This window comes from Arthrobacter sp. StoSoilB22 (assembly GCF_019977315.1).
Lineage (GTDB): Bacteria > Actinomycetota > Actinomycetes > Actinomycetales > Micrococcaceae > Arthrobacter.
The window spans coordinates 1,585,974-1,603,115 of sequence record NZ_AP024652.1 but is presented as its reverse complement, the minus strand read 5'-3'; the positions used below and the strand labels follow the sequence as shown (position 1 = coordinate 1,603,115).

Genomic DNA, 17,142 nt, shown 5'->3' with positions numbered 1-17,142 from the left:
CCGCGCCGGCCCTACCCTGCGAAGTTCTCGTTCCAGACGTCAATGCCAAGTTTGATGATCAGCGCAGCCACCACGATCAGGAAGACAAGGCGCACAAACTTACTTCCCTTGGCCACAGCGGTCCTGGCACCGAGGTAGCCGCCTGCCATATTGGCCAGGCCAAGGATGAGGCCTACGCCCCACAGCAGGGAGCCGTGGGGGAGGAAGAAAATCAGCGCGCCGGCATTGGTGGCCATGTTGACGATCTTCGCTTTGGCGCTGGCTTCCAGGAACGCATAACCCATGGCCGAAACGAGCGCTATGACCAGGAACGAGCCCGTACCCGGACCGATCAGGCCGTCGTAAAAGCCGATCACGGCACCGATCATGCACGCCACCACGTAATGCTTATGGCCGTCGTGGCGCAGGGCGGTCAGTTCACCGGCGCTGGGACGCAGGGCTGTGAAGATGGCGACTGCGATCAGCGCCAACACGATGATGGGCTTGAAAACGCTGGCAGGCAGGGAGGCAGCGAGAATGGCCCCGCCGAAACTCCCAGCCAGCGCGATCACCGCCATGGGAATTGCGGTCTTCAGATCCGGCCCGACGCGGCGATAATACGTGACCGCGCTGGTGGTGGTCCCGAAAATGGACCCCATTTTGTTCGTGGCCAAAGCCTGGACGGGCGTGATACCTGGAACCAGCAGCAGGGCGGGGAGCTGGATCAGTCCCCCGCCCCCGACTACGGCGTCCACCCAGCCTGCTGCGAATCCAGCCACCACAATCAGGATGAGGGTGGTGAGCTGGATCGATTCGAAGCCGGAAATCACCGGGTTCGTACAGCGTTGACCACGTAGTCCACGGCCTTGTCCACCGCGATATTCTCGGCTTCGCCACTGCGGCGGTCCTTGATCTCAACCACACCGTCCACGAGCCCTCGGCCAACGGCCAGGATGGTGGGGACGCCCACCAGTTCGGCGTCGCCGAACTTCACACCGGGCGAAACCTTGGGACGGTCATCGAAAATGACGTCCAGGCCTGCAGCTTCGAGTTCAAGGGAAAGCTTTTCTGCTGCTTCGAAGATCTCATCGCCGCGACCGACAGCCACGACGTGAACATCGGCCGGAGCCACCGAGCGCGGCCACACGAGACCACGGTCGTCATGGTTGGCTTCAGCCAACGCTGCGACGGCACGCGTTACGCCGACGCCGTAGGAGCCCATGGTGACAACCTGCTGCTTGCCGTTCTGGTCCAGGACCTTCAGGTCCAAGGCCTCAGCGTACTTGCGGCCGAGCTGGAAGATGTGGCCCATTTCGATGCCCCGTGCAGTTTCCAGCGGTCCTGAACCGTCCGGGGCGGGGTCGCCCGCACGGACATCGGTGCTTTCGAGAACGCCGTCCCACGCGAAATCACGACCCGCTACCAGCCCAAAGACGTGCTTGCCATCAGCATTGGCACCGGTAACCCAGCTGGTGCCGGAGACGACGCGGGGATCCACAAGGAAGAGAACCTTGGAGGATCCTTCCAGGCCCAGAACGGGCTCGCCGAGGGACAGGCCGGGTCCGATGTAGCCCTTGACCAGCCACGGCAGCTTCTTGAGGTCCTCTTCGTTGGCGGCCTCGAGGCCGATTTCACCGGCGATGGGCAGGTGGGAGCCAATGTTGGCTTCCACGCGCTTGAGGTCCACTCCGCGGTCTCCCGGAACGCCGATCACCACGATCTGGCGCTCCCCCGTGGGCAGCGTGACGGCGAGGACAACATTCTTGAGCGTGTCAGCGGCAGTCCATGCGCCGCCGTCGGACTCGCTGCGCGGAGCCAGCTGGTTGGCGGCCTCCACAAGAGTCTCGATGGTGGGAGTGTTCGGCGTGTCCAGGACCTGTGCGGCCGGAGCGTTGCTGAAGTCGACCTCGTCCGGGACAACCGTGGTCACGGCTTCGACGTTGGCGTAGTAGCCGCCGGCCGAGCGCACGAACGTGTCCTCGCCGATCTCGGTGGGGAACAGGAATTCCTCACTCTTGGAACCACCCATGGCGCCCGCCGTGGCTGCTACGGGAATGACTTCCAAGCCTAGGCGCTCAAAGATCTTCAGGTAGGCCGCGCGGTGTGCGGCGTAGCTGGCATCCAGGCCGGCGTCATCGATGTCGAAGGAGTAAGAGTCCTTCATGATGAACTCGCGCCCACGGAGGAGGCCCGCCCTGGGACGTGCTTCATCACGGTACTTGTTCTGGATCTGGTACAGGCTCAACGGCAGGTCCTTGTATGAGGAGTACAGGTCCTTGACCAGGAGCGTGAACATTTCCTCATGCGTGGGGGCCAGAAGGTAGTCCGCCCCCTTACGGTCCTGGAGGCGGAACAGGCCGTCGCCATATTCGGTCCAACGGTTGGTGGCCTCGTAGGGTTCGCGGGGTAGCAGCGCCGGGAAGTGGACTTCCTGTGCTCCGATGGCGGACATTTCCTGGCGGATGATGTCCTCCACCTTGCGCAGGACGCTCAGCCCCAGCGGCAACCACGTGTAGATACCGGGCGCGGCGCGGCGGATGTAGCCGGCGCGGACCAGAAGCTTGTGGCTGGCGACCTCGGCGTCGACGGGATCTTCACGCAGGGTGCGCAGGAACAGCTGGGAAAGGCGAAGGACCACGGGTACGTATCCGTTTCTATGGCAGATGTGGCAAAAACAACTGTCTACTAATCTACCGGCTGACTGCGCGGCCACTTGAACAGGCCCGGATTGGCGTCCGGTCCGCTGGCACACAGAAGAGCCACGCCGTCGCGTGTGGAAGCCCCTGGCCGCAACCGGCTGGTCATCCTGCGATGGCGTGGCTCAGCGGCCGGCCGGCCGCAGACTCTGTCCTGAGACTAGATCGCCGTTCCCTCCAGCGGAACGGGATCAGCTGCGGCTGGGAAGCATTGGTCACTGCCGAGCTCACGGATGGCTTGGCCGCCGATGGCGCCCGTCAAGGTCTTGATCATGATTCCCCCTGTACCACCCGCACCCCAACGACACGGCTTGGGAAAAACCTATGTGATCGTAGACACATTTTCAAGGCGGGCCACAGCGCCACGCAGTGCCCTTGACCGCCCTGCCCACCCGTCTTAGGTTTAATTCATCATCCGATGAATTAAGTGTGCCCAATCGGAGGCTCGCATGACACCCCTTACAGCAGCCATAAAGGCAACGGGGCTTCATATAAACCGCGCCCGCAGCAAGATCATCAAGGGCCTGGACTTCACCGTTGACGCCGGCCGGATCACAGGACTCCTGGGCCCTTCCGGCAGCGGCAAGACAACACTCATGCGGGCAATCGTCGGAGTCCAACGGATCACCCAGGGAACCGTGACCGTCCTCGGCAGGCCCGCAGGCAGCGCATCGCTCAGGCACGACGTCGGATACGTCACCCAGGGTGCCAGCGTCTACCCGGACCTCAGCGTGCACGCGAACGTGCGCTACTTTGGCGCCATGCACGGCGCTACCGCCGCGGACACCGCGGAGGCAATTGCCGCCGTCGGGCTCGAACCACTTGCCCGCCATAAGGCAGCTGACCTGTCCGGCGGGCAATTCAGCCGGGTCTCCCTGGCATGCGCCTTGGTGGCCCACCCGAAACTGTTGGTTCTAGATGAGCCCACTGTCGGGCTCGACCCTGTACTGAGGGCCGAGCTATGGGAGCGCTTTGCGGCCATGGCGGCTGCCGGAACAACCCTGCTGGTCTCCAGTCACGTGATGGAGGAAGCCTCCCACTGCTCCTCGCTTCTGCTCCTGCGTGATGGCCTCCTCCTGGCCCAGCTAACTCCCGCCGAACTGGCCGAACGTGGACAGAGCGAAGATCTGGAGCGGGCGTTCCTCACCATCATCAGAGCCGCTGACCGCGACCGGCAAGAACGTCAGGTGTCGTCATGAATGTCCGCATGACCCTTGCCACCACCGTCCGGGTCCTGGGGCAGTTGCGGCACGATCACCGGAGCGTTGCACTGATCCTCGTGGTCCCTGCACTACTGCTGACCGCCGTCTATTTCCTCTTCGAAAACGAAACGCTCCCCCCGGGGTTCCCCCGAACCTTTGACCGCGTCGGCCTGATGATGTTGGCCATCTTCCCCTTTGTGGTCATGTTCCTGGTCACATCGATCACCATGCTTAGGGAACGCACCTCCGGGACTCTGGAGCGCCTCCTGACCACGCCCATCCACAAGGCCGACCTACTCTTCGGTTATGGTCTGGCCTTCTCCATCATGGCGGCCCTGCAGTCCCTGGTGGCGACAGCTGTGGCCTACTGGGTTTTTGACCTCGATATCAAGGGAAGCCCCGGCCTGGTGGTGATGATTGCCGTCATCAACGCCGTCCTGGGCGTCGCCCTCGGACTCCTGTGTTCCGCCTTTGCCCGCACCGAGTTCCAAGCCGTGCAGTTCATGCCGGTGGTGGTGGTCCCGCAGATCCTGTTGTGCGGACTGTTCGTGGCGCGGGAGGACATGAACGAGGTCCTCGAAGCAATATCCGGTGCTCTGCCGCTCACCTTCTCCGTGGATGCGTTGAAGGAGGTTGCGGAGAATGCGGACGCAACAGCCACCATGTGGCAGGACGCCCTGATCATGGGCGGGATTGTTCTGGGAGTTCTGGTCCTGGCATCCCTGACCCTCCGACGACAAACCCGATGAGCGTCCCCCAGGCGCGCAGGGGCCGCCGCAGCTCAGGAGACCATTCACGCGAAGCCATCCTCACCGCCGCGCGGAGACTGTTTGCCGAGCAAGGCTTCGAAGGGACAAGCCTGCGGCAAGTAGCCCGCGAGTCATCCGTGGATCCGGCCATGGTGCACCACTTCTTCGGGGGCAAGGATGAGCTCTTTGCCGCCAGCGTGGAATTGCCCGCCGACCCCGCGGAGGTTCTTGCCGGCGTCGAAACCCTGGACCCTGCAGTGAGGGCGGAGGCGATTGTCCGGGCTGTACTGCGGTTGTGGGAAAGCCCCGCTCAGCACGGATTGGTGGCCTACGTCCGGGGAACCCTGGGCTCCAAGTCCAAGACGGCGCTCATGCGCGAGATGGTCAACCGGGTCATCTTGTCCCGGGTGGTTGCAGGCTTGCCGGGCACGCCGGAAGAACGGCATCTGCGAAGCAATCTGGTGGCCAGTCAGGTCATTGGCCTGATGCTGGTCCGCTACGTCATCAAGCTCGAGCCGCTGGCCGGCGCAGCGAAGGAGGACGTCATAAAGATGGTGGCCCCCACCATCCAGCGCTACCTTACGGGAGAGCTGGACGGCCCGGGAGCCACCACCTGACGATGTCCTTGGCGCCTGTGAGGGCTACTTGACCAGTGCCGCGGCCTGGTCCATCAGGGTGCCGGCCTCAGCTGCCCCGTCTGTGCCGCCGTTCTGGCCCGATGCCGTAGCGGAAATCAGCACGCCGCCCTTGACGGCGAAAGCCATCACGGTGGACTGCGCCTGGCCACCGGGGAGGGTCATGGTGGTTTTAAGTCCCACAGTGCCGGGGACCGAACCAACCCCATCAAGCTTCTCGGTTTTCATGCTCAAGGCTGTGCCGCCCATGGTCATCTTCATGGAGGAGCACGTGGTGATCTGGGACTCACTCCCCTCGAGGCTCTTCTGCAGGGTTTCCGCCGGAACGCCGGACACCAACGCTACGCTGGAGACGCTTCCGGTTGCGGTATCAACCTTCGCCCCGGTGGCGCCGGTGGAGCCTTCAATGGACTGCGAGGCGCCGGACATGGCCAGATCCTTGCACTCGGCCGGTTCGATGTTCATGGAACCCATGAGTTCCTTGAGCGGATTCGCTTGGGCAGCGAGGTCGTCAATGGCGGTAACAGTCAGTTCCGAGCCATCAGCTGGCTTGATCTGCTTGACCAGGTCTGTAAGTTCAGCCGAGGTGTACTGCTTTGCCGCAGTGGGCGTAGGAGTCGAGGTTTCATTTGCCGGTGCGGGACCGGCATCCGTGGAGGAGCCGGAGCCACCGCAAGCGGTAAGACCCATGACCAGCAGCCCCGACACGGCGAAACCGCGCAGCGTATTCTTGTTCATTCGTTTCCCCAATGGAGTCAAGTGTTCCGGTGCTGGCGGTCGCCAACATGGACAAGAATACTGGATTCCCCATCGACTTTAGAAAAGCACGGTGGCGAAGGTCCCCACTTGTTCGAAGCCCACCCGCTCATAGGTGGCCCGGGCTTTGGTGTTGTAGTCATTGACGTAAAGGCTCGTCACGGGCGCGAAGGTTCTGGAGAGATTTACGACGGCGGCCATGTAACCCCCGCTGTGGCCGCGGCCCCGCAGCTCGGGATTCATCCACACGCCCTGGACCTGGGTGACCTCCCGCGTGACCGCCCCCAGCTCGGCTTTGAAGACCACAGTGCCGTTGGCATCAATGTGGACCAGCGAGTGGCCCTCCCGAATGAGTCCAGCAACGCGCCTGCTGTAGAACTCCTGCCCTCCAAGGAAGGGAGAGTAACCCACTTCTTCTTCGAACATGGCCGCGCACGCCGGCAGGATGCGATCAAAGTCCGCCAGGGTGCCGAAGGCCAGGGCCGGGTTGGCGACGATAACGGGAGGACCTGAAATGGTGAGCAATGGTTGCTGGGCGCGTACCTCGTGGGCACTATGCCCCAGTTGCTCGAATCGCGCATAGAGGGCCATCACGGTTTCGGCCGGACCGAAAATGGACGCGTAACGGCGCCCCGTTTCGTGGGCAGCTGTGGCCACATACCCTGCAAGGCCGGGATCGAGCTGCACAGGGACAAGATTGGCGCCGGCCCAACACGCACCGAGGAGCGTTTGGCCTTCAAAAACTCCGAAAATGCTGGCACCGCCGCTGGTGGGCGCCGCTGAACCGGTACTTTCCAAGTGCGCGAGGATAAATACGTTGGCCACCGCATCCTCGCTTGCAAGCGCGCGAAGGGCCAGGGTGTCGGCACTGCCGAGCACCCTGACTCCCAAGCCGTTCTCGTTACGAGACGCTAACCACGGGGCTACCCTTGACAGCATCTTCGCCATCGGCCTCCCCCATCTCTTCGGCGATGCGCATGGCCTCTTCGATCAGTGTCTCAACAATTTCGCTCTCAGGCACAGTCTTAATGACTTCGCCCTTCACGAAAATCTGGCCCTTGCCGTTTCCGGAGGCCACACCGAGGTCCGCTTCACGGGCTTCGCCGGGTCCATTGACGACGCAACCCATCACGGCAACGCGCAGCGGAATCTCCATGCCTTCCAACCCTGCGGTCACCTGTTCGGCCAGCGTGTACACATCCACCTGGGCGCGGCCACAGGACGGGCAGGAGACGATCTCGAGCTTGCGCGGGCGCAGGTTCAGGGATTGCAGGATCTGGTTGCCCACCTTGATTTCCTCCACCGGCGGAGCCGAGAGGGAAACACGGATGGTGTCACCAATGCCGCGCGACAGGAGCGCACCGAAGGCCGTGGCCGACTTGATGGTGCCCTGGAATGCCGGACCGGCCTCGGTCACACCGAGGTGCAGGGGCCAGTCGCTCTTCTCCGCGAGCATCTCATATGCGGCCACCATGATCACGGGGTCGTTGTGCTTGACGGAAATCTTGAAGTCGTGGAAACCGTGCTCTTCGAAGAGGGAAGCTTCCCACACAGCGGACTCAACCAAAGCCTCCGGGGTGGCCTTGCCGTACTTCTTCATGATGCCGGGTTCGAGGGAGCCTGCGTTGACGCCGATCCGGATGGATGTTCCATGGTCACGGGCCGCAGCAGCGATCTCTTTGACCTGGTCATCGAACTTGCGGATGTTGCCCGGGTTGACCCGGACTGCAGCGCAGCCGGCCTCGATTGCGGCAAAGACATACTTCGGCTGGAAGTGGATGTCCGCGATCACGGGAATCTGGGACTTACGGGCGATGATGGGCAGCGCCTCGGCGTCGTCGGCAGACGGGCAGGCAACGCGTACGATGTCGCATCCGGAAGCCGTCAGTTCAGCGATCTGCTGGAGGGTGGCGTTGATATCCGTGGTGGGGGTAGTTGTCATGGACTGAACGCTGATGGGCGAGTCAGATCCGACGCCAACGGACCCTACCTTGATCTGCCGGGTCTTCCGGCGGGGGGCAAGGACGGGGGGTGGGGCTGCTGGCATTCCCAGGCTGACCGAGGTCACGTGGACTCCTTGGGTTGGGTGAATCGTTGTGGTGGAGGACGTCCGGGCTAGGACGCGTGGGCAGCCAGGACACCGATGATTGGCGCCCATTCCGTGGTGCGGATGCCGGCGATGACGCCGGCTTCAGCGAACGGATCCTGCTTGAGGAGGTCATTGAGTTCGGCTTCGTCGGCCGACTTGAAGATCAGCAGGGCGCCGGCGCCGTCACCATAGGGGCCACTGGCAAGAAGTTTGCCTTGCTCGGCCAGTTCCCCGAGCCAAGCACGGTGTGCTGGGCGGGCTTCGTCGCGGAGGGCGCCTGAATCGGCGACGTATACGTACTCAACAGCGAAAACAGTCATGGAGCTAGCCTATCCCGCCGGTTGCGCAGAATATGTTCACAGCTTTGCCTGCATTGTTCACAGATCTGTCCGCATTGTTCACAGCTCAGCCGAAAATGTTCACGGGCTTAACGATGTCGGCATAGATCAAGAGCGCCCCCATGGCCATGAGCAACGCCGCCACCACATAGGTCACCGGCAGGAGTTTCGCGATGTCGAAGGCTCCCGGATCCGGTTTGCCACGCAGTTTGGCCAGTTGGCGGCGCGCGCCTTCGTACAAGGCGCCAGCGACATGGCCGCCGTCGAGCGGCAGGAGCGGGATGAGGTTGAAGATGGCCAACGCGAAGTTGAGTCCTGCGAGCAACCCGATCAGGGTGCCGATCCGTGCCTGCATGGGTACTTGTTCCATGGCCGCTACCTCGCCGGCAACCCTGCCGACGCCCACCACGCTGATAGGCCCGTTGGGGTCACGGGGCTCCTCGCTGAAGGCTGCTTTCGCCACCCCCACCACCCTGGCCGGCAGGTTGAAGATCACACCGGAAATCTGTTTGATGTTCTCCCCTGCCATGGGCAGAACGGCCGACGCCGGTTGGGGAACCAAAGCGCTTTGGGCTCCGATACCCAGGAAGCCGACTTCCTGGTACTGCAAAACTCCGTTGGCGTCCTGTGCCTGCCGCCCATCGGGGCCCACCACGGGCCGGGACGAGAGAACCGGAGTCACCGTGGTCTCCACTGACGCCCCGTTGCGCGTCACAATGACAGGAACTTCCTTGCCGGCGGAGGCCCGGATCCAGCTGGTGAGCTCGTCCCAGCTGGTGACGGATTTTCCGTCGAAGGAAGTGATGGTGTCATTTGGCTGCAGGCCCGCGGCTGCGGCCGGGGTCAGTTTGCAATCCGCCGAATCGGGGTCCACGGTCTCCCCCGCGGCAACCTGGCATTTGGAAACGTCAGCGATGGTGGTGGTTGCCTGGGCTGTTCCGAAGCCCATGAGCAGGACTGCCAGAAGTATCAAGCCGATCAGCATGTTCATGGCCGGTCCGCCGAGCATGACGATGATCTTTTTCCAGACGGGGAGCTTGTAGAAGACGCGCTTCTCGTCCCCGGGACCCACTTCCTCGTGCGCCATTGAACGCGCCTCGGTGGCGAGGGTCTGGAACATGCCAGTACTGGAGGGGCGAACGGCGCCGTCTTCCTTGTTCGGCGGGTACATGCCGATCATGGACACGTAGCCACCCAGCGGAAGCGCCTTGAAGCCGTACTCTGTTTCGCCTTTTTTCCTGGACCACAGCGTTGGTCCAAAACCGATCATGTACTTGGTGACGCGCACTTTGAAGAGCTTTGCGGGCACCAGGTGGCCTACCTCGTGCAGCGCGATGGAAACGGCCACGCCGATGGCGACGAAGACGACTCCGAGGATGAAGAGAAGGACAGGACTCATGCCGGTGGGACTGCTTCCGTAAGGGTTGTGAGCTAGAGGGCGCTGCTGGCTAAACGATCAAGGGTTCGGGCGCGTGCCCACCTCTCAGCATCCAGCACCGACTCCACCGTTAGCTCGGAAGAGCCTGAATGTTCGCTGAGGACGGATTCGACGGTATCCACAATGTCGGTGAAGCGGATTCGTCCGGCGTGGAAGGCCTCCACTGCTTCCTCATTGGCGGCATTGAACACGGCCGGGAACGTGCTGCCCTGCTTAGCTGCGTCCTTGGCGAGGTCCACGGCCGGGAATGCCACGGTATCCAAGGGCTCGAAGGTCCAACTGGTGGCTTGGGTCCAGTCGCAAGCGCGTGCAGCCTGCGGGACACGATCCGGCCAACCCAGTCCCAGCGCGATCGGCAGCCGCATGTCCGGAGGTGATGCCTGGGCGATGATGGAGCCATCCACGAACTGGACCATGGAATGCACCACCGACTGCGGGTGGACCACAACGTCGATCCTGTCCAGCGGGACATCGAATAACAGGTGTGCCTCAATGACTTCCAGGCCTTTGTTGACCAGGCTGGCCGAGTTTGTGGTGACCATGAGGCCCATGTCCCAGGTGGGGTGGGCAAGGGCCTCCTGCGGTGTCACGTTGTGAAGTTGCTCCCGGGTGCGGCCGCGGAAGGGCCCGCCGGACGCGGTCAGGATCAGCTTTTCGACTTCCTGATCCGTGCCCGAGCGCAGGCACTGGGCGATGGCTGAGTGTTCAGAATCAACGGGAACGATCTGGCCGGGGCCAGCGGCAGCTTTGACCAGGGCGCCGCCGACGATCAGCGACTCCTTATTGGCCAGAGCCAGTGTGGCTCCTGTAGCCAGCGCGGCCAAAGTGGGCGCCAACCCGATGGAACCGGTAATGCCGTTGAGGACGACGTCGCACTCAATGGCGGCGATCCGGGTGGATGCGTCCGGTCCGGCAAAGACCTCCGGAGCGAAATTCCGCACGCCCTCAGCCGTGGCCGCGGCGTCAATCAACCGCCGAAGGACTTCCGAATCTCCCTTGGCGATTCCCACGGCTTGGGCCCTGGTGTGGACCGCCTGTTGTGCAATGAGTTCGAGGTTCCCGCCGCCCGCGCTTAGTGCCACCACTTCGAAACGGTGTGGTGCGGCATCGACGACGTCAATCGCTTGTGTGCCGATGGAACCGGTGGACCCGAGGATGACGATCTTGCGCGGCTGCATGACTTAAGTATCCCTGCCACTGCCGGGGCCCGCGAACGGATGGCGGCGTATGTGGAAAATCGATGCCGCTTGACCAGCGCCGTCCGCTGCGTACCGTGGAATCGTGGAGTGGTTCTCCTGGTTTGATGCGCGGGACTATTTTGATGCGCGGGACTATGAATTTGCCCGGCAGGTGTTGCAGCGTGGCACAGCGGCGCTTTATGCCCTTGCCTTCTTCTCCACGGTGAACCAGTTCCCGGCGCTCCTCGGCGAGCGCGGACTGTTGCCGGTACCGGCCTTCCTGGCTATGGCCCGTCGCCTTGGCCGGCCTACCCTGTTCCGGTGGCGCTACTCCGACCCGCTTCTCCGGGCGGTGTGCTGGACGGGTATTGGCGTGTCCATTCTGCTGGTCATTGGCCTGCCACAAACGGGGCCGCCCTGGCTGCCCATGCTGGCCTTTCTCACGTTGTGGTTCCTCTACATGTCAATCGTGAACGTTGGCCAGACGTTCTATGGTTTTGGTTGGGAGATCCTTCTTCTTGAGGCCGGTTTCACGGTGGCCTTCCTTGGTTCGGACCAGACTCCCCCACCGGCAACCATCCTCATTCTCATTTTGTGGCTGGTGTTTCGGCTTGAGTTCGGGGCCGGCATGATCAAGATCCGCGGCGGCCGTGAGTGGCGGGACATGACGGCGATGTTCTATCACCACCAGACACAGCCGATGCCCGGCCCGCTCAGCAGGCAGGCACATCTCCTGCCGCGTCCGCTGCACAAGGTGGAAGTGGTGGGCAATCATGGTGCGCAGCTGGTGGTGCCGTTCTTCCTCTTCGCCCCTCAACCGCTGGCCAGCATCGCAGCGGGCATCATCATCGTGACGCAGCTGTGGCTGGTGGGCACCGGTAATTTCGCCTGGCTGAACTGGGCGGCGATCGTCCTGGCGTTCGCCGCCGTCAGCGACCCGGTGGCCCATGCGGTTTTTCCGTTCATCCCCCTTGAGTGGCACGCAAGTGCCGATACCCCGGCGTGGTGGCTCGTCGTCGTCGTACTTGTCACCGTTCTGCTGGTGGTGTTCAGCTACCGCCCGCTCCTCAACCTCTTCTCCAGCCAGCAACTGATGAATGCCAGCTTTAACCGTTGGCGCCTGGTCAACGCCTATGGTGCTTTCGGGACGGTGACCAAGCAGCGCATTGAGATCGTGGTTGAGGGAACCTTGGACGAGGATCCCCACGCGCCGGATGAGCGATGGTTGGAGTATGGATTCAAGGGCAAGCCCGGCGATGTTCGTCGACTCCCCCGGCAATGGGCGCCGTACCATCTGCGCCTGGATTGGCTCATGTGGTTCCTGCCGCTGAGGACCGTCCATGAGGAATGGTTTTATGCCTTCCTGGACCGGCTGCTGGAGGCTGACAAGGCTACGCTTAGGCTGCTTCGACAAGACCCGTTCGACGGCGAACGCCCCCGTTGGGTGCGGGCGCGCAGCTACCTGTACCGCTTCGCCAGCCGTGCAGAGTTCCGCGGGACGGGCGAACGTTGGGTCCGGGTGCTGCTGTATGACGCCGTTCCGCCGGTGCAGTTAAGACCGGGACGCCGGCTTTCCGGATGAGGCTGGTTCCCGGGGTGAGGCTGGTTCCCGGGGTGACGCCGTGGATTCACGAACCACCAGGTGGGTTGCGAGTTCCACGCGCCTGGAGTCAATCTCTTCACCGTGCATTTGGCGAAGGATGAAGTTCAGCGCGGAACGCCCTATTTCCTGAAGAGGCTGGCTCACCGAGGTCAGTGGGGGCGTGGATTCTTCCGCCTGATAGGTTCCGTCGAACCCAACGAGGCTCATTTCCTCGGGGATTCGGATGTCCTGCCTCCGCGCCTCGGCCAGAACGCCCATAGCAATACTGTCGCTTGCGGCAAAGACTGCCGTGGGCGGATCTTCCAGGGCCACCAGGGACTTGAAAGCCGCCGCTCCGGTCTCGGGCCGGAACGGGCCCGCGGAAACATATTCATGTTCAACGGTGATGCCTTCGGCCATCAGTGCGGCCATGTAGCCGTGGAGCCTGGCCTGGCTGCATTCGGCGGTGGCGGGACCCCCGATGTAGGCAATGCGTCGATGCCCGAGCTCCAAGAGGTGCGTGGCGGCAGCTTTCCCCCCTGCCCAGTTGCTGGAGCCCACGCTGAACAGATCAGCAGGTGGCGGATTCAGGGGGTCGATCACCACGATGGGAATCTGACGCCTCTGGAAGGCTTCCAGCTGAGCGGCTCCGAACGCCGAGGTCACCACGATCATGCCGCTGCGGCCCTCATCGACCATGCGCTGCGCGCGTTCCTCAGGGCCCAGCGGCGGTGCTGCCTGCAGTCCGGTGACGGAGAGGATTACTTCCATGTCCGAAACGTTGGCCTGCTCCATGATCCCCTTGAGGACTTCCATGTTGTAGGCCGAGTTCAGAGAATCGAACACCGCCTCGACGGTCCGCTGGACGGGGTTGCCCTTGCGCTGAAGGGGTGATTTGTATCCGGTACGTTGCAGGGCTGCCAGGACACGGGCCCGGGTGCCTTGGGCCACGTCTCCACGCCCGTTGACCACTTTGGACACGGTGGGAACTGACACTCCGACCTCCTGCGCTACTGCAGAAAGGGTCAGCTTGGAGGGTCGGACTTCTGGGCTCACGGTTACCGCTTTCGAAAAGTTTCGGTTGCTCACAGTCTGCATTGGGACGGGTGCACTCGTCAAACCGCAGTCCAGCACACCGAATTGATTGTCCAGCAGGCCTTGACGGTGATGTGCGTCACCGCTAAGTTTGGTGGGCACTTCCGAAAGGACCTCCGAAACATTTCGAAAAGTTGCTGGTGCTGGTGATCGAAGTTGATCCTCAGACCCGCGAAGTGCGGCTTTTACACGCACAACCGGGCGATCAGCGTCGAGCCCGAAGGACGAATGGAAACTGCACATGAATAATCTCAAGTTGCGCACCGCCGGAATGGCCGTTTCTGCAGCCGCATTGTCAATCTCCCTGGTCGCCTGCGGATCCTCAGGTCCGGCCGGGACAGGAGCCTCCGCGGACTCGGCAACCATGTGGGGACTGACCGGTGGTGACCAGCCTGTGTTCCAGGCATCCGTGGACTCGTGGAACAAGTCGCACCCCGACTCCGCCATCAAGCTCGACTTCTTCGCCAACGATGCATACAAGACCAAGGTCCGCACCGCTGTGGGCGCCGGCCAGGGCCCCACGCTCGTTTACGGGTGGGGCGGCGGTGTCCTCAAGTCCTACGTCGATGCCGGCCAAGTGGACGACCTGACCGGATTCCTCAAAGAGAACCCTGACGTCCAAAGCCGCTACCTTCCCTCCATCCTCGAGAGCGGCGTGATCGACGGCAAGACCTACGCGCTCCCCAACAACAAGGTCCAGCCCGTAGTGCTCTACTACAACAAGGAAGTCTTCGAGAAGATCGGGGCAGAACCGCCCAAGACCTGGGACGAGCTGATGGCGTTGGTCCCCAAGTTCAAGGATGCCGGCGTGGCACCCTTTTCCCTGGGTGGTCAGTCCAAATGGCCGGATCTGATGTGGCTTGAATACCTGGTGGACCGGATCGGCGGTCCTAAAGTCTTTGCAAACATTGCAGCCAACAAGCCGGACGCCTGGTCAGACCCGGCAGTGATCGAGGCGCTGACCAAGATCCAGGAACTGGTGGATGCCGGCGGCTTCATCAACGGCTTCTCCTCCATTGCCGCTGACAGCAACGCAGACCAGGCCCTGCTGTACACGGGCAAGGCCGCCATGATCCTGCAGGGCAGCTGGATCTACCAAGGCATGAAGAAGGACGCGGCCGACTTCGTTTCGAGCGGAAAGCTCGGATACACCCCCTTCCCCACTGTTGAGGGCGGCAAGGGTGACCCGGCGAACGTCGTGGGAAACCCGTCCAACTTCTGGTCCGTCTCCTCCAAGGCCACGGAAGAGCAAAAGAAGACCGCGCTGGAGTACGTCAAGGACGGAATGTTCAACGAAGAAAACGTCCAGGGCCTGATCAACTCAGGAGCAGTACCTGTGGTCACCGGCATTGAAGACAAGCTCGCGGCGTCACCTGACAAGGACTTCCTGACTTACGTGTACGGCATGGCCAAGGATGCCCCGGACTTCACGCTCTCCTGGGATCAGGCACTCAGCCCCGCACAAGGAGACGCCATGCTGGCCAACCTGGACCAGATTTTCCTGAAGAAGATCACCCCTGAGCAGTTCGCATCCACCATGAACGCGACGATCGGGAAGTAATACAGTGTCCGCAACTACCACCACTCCACCACGGGAGTTAGTCGCAGGAGGCACCCCGGGTACCCGACGGACCCTTGAAAAGGGTCCGTCGGGGTGGCTCGCCGTCCCCGCCCTGGCATTTTTCATGCTCTTCGCCATCCTCCCGCTTCTGGGAGTACTGTTCCTGAGCTTCACCCGCTGGGACGGCCTGGGCGACATCAAACTGGACGGACTGTCCAGCTGGAACACCGTCCTGGCCGATCCTGTGACGGGCAACGCGTTGCTGGTGACGGCCAAGATCATGTTTTTCTCCTTCATAGTCCAGGCACCCATCAGTCTGCTGCTCGGCGTCTTCACAGCTGCAAGCCAGAAGTATCGCGCCGCACTGGCCGTCCTGTACTTCGTGCCGCTGCTGCTCTCTTCGGCAGCCGTAGCCATCGCTTTCAAAGCGCTGCTGGACCCCAACTTCGGCCTCGGCCCCGGCCTGGGCCTGCCCTTCCTTGCCCAGGACTGGCTGGGCAACTCTGATCTGGTGCTGTTCGTAGTGGTTTTCGTGATCGCCTGGCAGTTCGTGCCCTTCCACACCCTGATCTACCAAGGCGGCGTGCGACAGATTCCCGCTTCACTGTACGAAGCTGCGCAAATTGACGGCGCCGGCCGTGTCCAGCAGTTCTTCAACATCACGTTGCCGCAGCTGAAGTACACCATGATCACGTCCTCCACGCTCATGGTGGTGGGTTCCCTGGCCTACTTCGACTTGGTCTTCGTGCTGACAGCCGGTGGGCCCGGCTACTCCACCAGGCTCCTGCCGCTGCACATGTACCTCACCGGCTTCAAAGCGAACGACATGGGAGCGGCGAGCGCCTTGGGAGTCATCCTCGTTGTTATCGGCCTGGCCCTGGCACTGCTCCTGCAACGACTCGGCGGCAAGAACCGCAACGCCAGCCAACTGGAAGGTGCGTAATGGCTTCCACCACCCAACTCCCCACAGCCCCGGCAGCGGTCCCCGAAAAGGTGACCACCCGCCGTCGGCACCCAAAAATTGGCCGTTCGCGGCCAAACTTCCTGGGCGGCCTGGGCGGCTGGCTCTGGCTGGCCGTCATCATTGTGCCCGTGTACTACGTGGTGATCACCAGTTTGAAGAACCAGGCGGGATTCTTCACGTCCAACCCAATGCTGCCACCGGTAGAGCCAACCTTGGACAACTACAAGCTTGTCCTGGAGAACGACTTCGCAAAGTACTTCGCCAACAGCCTCATCGTCACCGTGGGCAGTGTTGTTCCGGCGCTGTTCGTTGCCTTTATGGCTGCTTACGCCATTGTGCGCGGCAAGGGCCGGTTCCTGAGCTGGACCAACAATCTCTTCCTCCTGGGCCTGGCCATTCCGCTGCACGCAACCATCATCCCCATCTACTGGATGATCACCAAGGCCCACATGTACGACACTTTGTTGGCACTGATCCTGCCCTCCATAGCGTTCGCGATCCCCGTATCGGTGCTCATTCTCTCCAACTTCATGCGGGATGTTCCCAACGAGCTTTTTGAGTCGATGCGACTGGACGGCTGTTCTGACTGGGCCATGATGTGGCGACTGGCGTTGCCCATGACCAAGCCCGCTGTCATCACGGTTGGTATCTACAACGCACTCCATGTGTGGAACGGATTCCTGTTCCCGCTGATCCTCACGCAAAGTCCGGACACACGGGTTCTGCCACTGTCACTGTGGACCTTCCAAGGTGAGTTCAGTGTCAACATCCCGGCCGTGCTCGCCTCCGTGGTGCTGGCAACGCTGCCGCTGCTGGTGATTTATGTGGTGGCCCGCCGTCAGTTGCTCAGTGGCCTCACCGCAGGCTTCAGCAAATAGCC

16 protein-coding genes are annotated in these 17,142 nt (G+C 62.3%); 7 read left to right on the top strand and 9 right to left on the bottom strand.

Annotated elements, in window-relative coordinates; all coding sequences use genetic code 11:
• Window positions 1-11: 11 nt before the first annotated feature.
• Window positions 12-809 (bottom strand): sulfite exporter TauE/SafE family protein, encoded by a 798-nt coding sequence (locus LDN70_RS07595; protein WP_166842835.1) that lies wholly within the window; start codon window positions 807-809, stop codon window positions 12-14.
• On the bottom strand, window positions 806-2,617 hold the full coding sequence (locus LDN70_RS07590; RefSeq protein ID WP_223942214.1) for a proline--tRNA ligase: 1,812 nt from the start codon (window positions 2,615-2,617) through the stop codon (window positions 806-808). Before LDN70_RS07590 ends, LDN70_RS07595 begins: the two co-directional genes overlap by 4 nt.
• 507 nt (window positions 2,618-3,124) lie before the next feature.
• Between LDN70_RS07590 and LDN70_RS07585 the strand changes: the two genes are divergently transcribed.
• Genes LDN70_RS07585 through LDN70_RS07575 form a run of 3 tightly spaced genes read left to right on the top strand, consistent with a single transcriptional unit; the run spans window position 3,125 to window position 5,243 of the window.
• On the top strand, window positions 3,125-3,874 hold the full coding sequence (locus LDN70_RS07585) for an ABC transporter ATP-binding protein (protein WP_223942213.1): 750 nt from the start codon (window positions 3,125-3,127) through the stop codon (window positions 3,872-3,874).
• 8 nt (window positions 3,875-3,882) lie between these two features.
• Window positions 3,883-4,626, top strand: a complete 744-nt coding sequence (locus tag LDN70_RS07580) for an ABC transporter permease (RefSeq protein WP_142939669.1) — start codon at window positions 3,883-3,885, stop codon at window positions 4,624-4,626.
• Complete coding sequence (locus LDN70_RS07575; protein WP_142939670.1) at window positions 4,623-5,243, top strand: TetR/AcrR family transcriptional regulator; 621 nt, start codon at window positions 4,623-4,625, stop codon at window positions 5,241-5,243. The genes LDN70_RS07580 and LDN70_RS07575 overlap by 4 nt, the downstream gene beginning before the upstream one ends.
• A 24-nt stretch (window positions 5,244-5,267) precedes the next feature.
• On the opposite strand, the gene LDN70_RS07570 is transcribed toward LDN70_RS07575, so the two are convergent.
• The 6 genes from LDN70_RS07570 to dxr form a co-directional block, all read right to left on the bottom strand.
• Window positions 5,268-5,999, bottom strand: coding sequence for a hypothetical protein (locus LDN70_RS07570; protein ID WP_223942212.1), 732 nt, complete (start codon window positions 5,997-5,999; stop codon window positions 5,268-5,270).
• 78 nt (window positions 6,000-6,077) lie between these two features.
• Window positions 6,078-6,956: a GNAT family N-acetyltransferase gene (locus LDN70_RS07565; protein WP_223942612.1), complete on the bottom strand. Its 879-nt coding sequence runs from the start codon at window positions 6,954-6,956 to the stop codon at window positions 6,078-6,080.
• Window positions 6,919-8,085, bottom strand: a complete 1,167-nt coding sequence (gene ispG, locus LDN70_RS07560; RefSeq protein WP_223942211.1) for a flavodoxin-dependent (E)-4-hydroxy-3-methylbut-2-enyl-diphosphate synthase — start codon at window positions 8,083-8,085, stop codon at window positions 6,919-6,921. The genes LDN70_RS07565 and ispG overlap by 38 nt, the downstream gene beginning before the upstream one ends.
• 47 nt (window positions 8,086-8,132) lie before the next feature.
• Window positions 8,133-8,426 carry a YciI family protein gene (locus tag LDN70_RS07555; protein ID WP_142939672.1) on the bottom strand — a complete coding sequence of 98 codons (294 nt, stop codon included), beginning with the start codon at window positions 8,424-8,426 and terminating at the stop codon, window positions 8,133-8,135.
• Between the two features lie 85 nt (window positions 8,427-8,511).
• Window positions 8,512-9,843, bottom strand: coding sequence for a M50 family metallopeptidase (locus LDN70_RS07550; protein WP_142939673.1), 1,332 nt, complete (start codon window positions 9,841-9,843; stop codon window positions 8,512-8,514).
• A gap of 32 nt (window positions 9,844-9,875) precedes the next feature.
• Window positions 9,876-11,060 carry a 1-deoxy-D-xylulose-5-phosphate reductoisomerase gene (gene dxr, locus LDN70_RS07545; RefSeq protein ID WP_223942210.1) on the bottom strand — a complete coding sequence of 395 codons (1,185 nt, stop codon included), beginning with the start codon at window positions 11,058-11,060 and terminating at the stop codon, window positions 9,876-9,878.
• A gap of 103 nt (window positions 11,061-11,163) precedes the next feature.
• Between dxr and LDN70_RS07540 the strand changes: the two genes are divergently transcribed.
• Window positions 11,164-12,642, top strand: a complete 1,479-nt coding sequence (locus LDN70_RS07540) for a lipase maturation factor family protein (RefSeq protein WP_223942209.1) — start codon at window positions 11,164-11,166, stop codon at window positions 12,640-12,642.
• Here the strand turns inward: LDN70_RS07540 and LDN70_RS07535 are convergent.
• A complete protein-coding gene (locus LDN70_RS07535) occupies window positions 12,613-13,698 on the bottom strand; it encodes a LacI family DNA-binding transcriptional regulator (RefSeq protein ID WP_142939676.1) in 1,086 nt (361 codons plus the stop codon). The genes LDN70_RS07540 and LDN70_RS07535 overlap by 30 nt on opposite strands.
• A 280-nt stretch (window positions 13,699-13,978) precedes the next feature.
• On the opposite strand from LDN70_RS07535, the gene LDN70_RS07530 reads away from it, so the two are divergent.
• Genes LDN70_RS07530 through LDN70_RS07520 form a run of 3 tightly spaced genes read left to right on the top strand, consistent with a single transcriptional unit; the run spans window position 13,979 to window position 17,140 of the window.
• Complete coding sequence (locus tag LDN70_RS07530; RefSeq protein ID WP_223942208.1) at window positions 13,979-15,298, top strand: ABC transporter substrate-binding protein; 1,320 nt, start codon at window positions 13,979-13,981, stop codon at window positions 15,296-15,298.
• 4 nt (window positions 15,299-15,302) lie between these two features.
• Complete coding sequence (locus LDN70_RS07525; protein WP_223942207.1) at window positions 15,303-16,241, top strand: carbohydrate ABC transporter permease; 939 nt, start codon at window positions 15,303-15,305, stop codon at window positions 16,239-16,241.
• Entirely contained in the window at window positions 16,241-17,140 is a 900-nt protein-coding gene (locus LDN70_RS07520) for a carbohydrate ABC transporter permease (RefSeq protein ID WP_223942206.1), read from the top strand. The genes LDN70_RS07525 and LDN70_RS07520 overlap by 1 nt, the downstream gene beginning before the upstream one ends.
• Window positions 17,141-17,142: the final 2 nt, after the last annotated feature.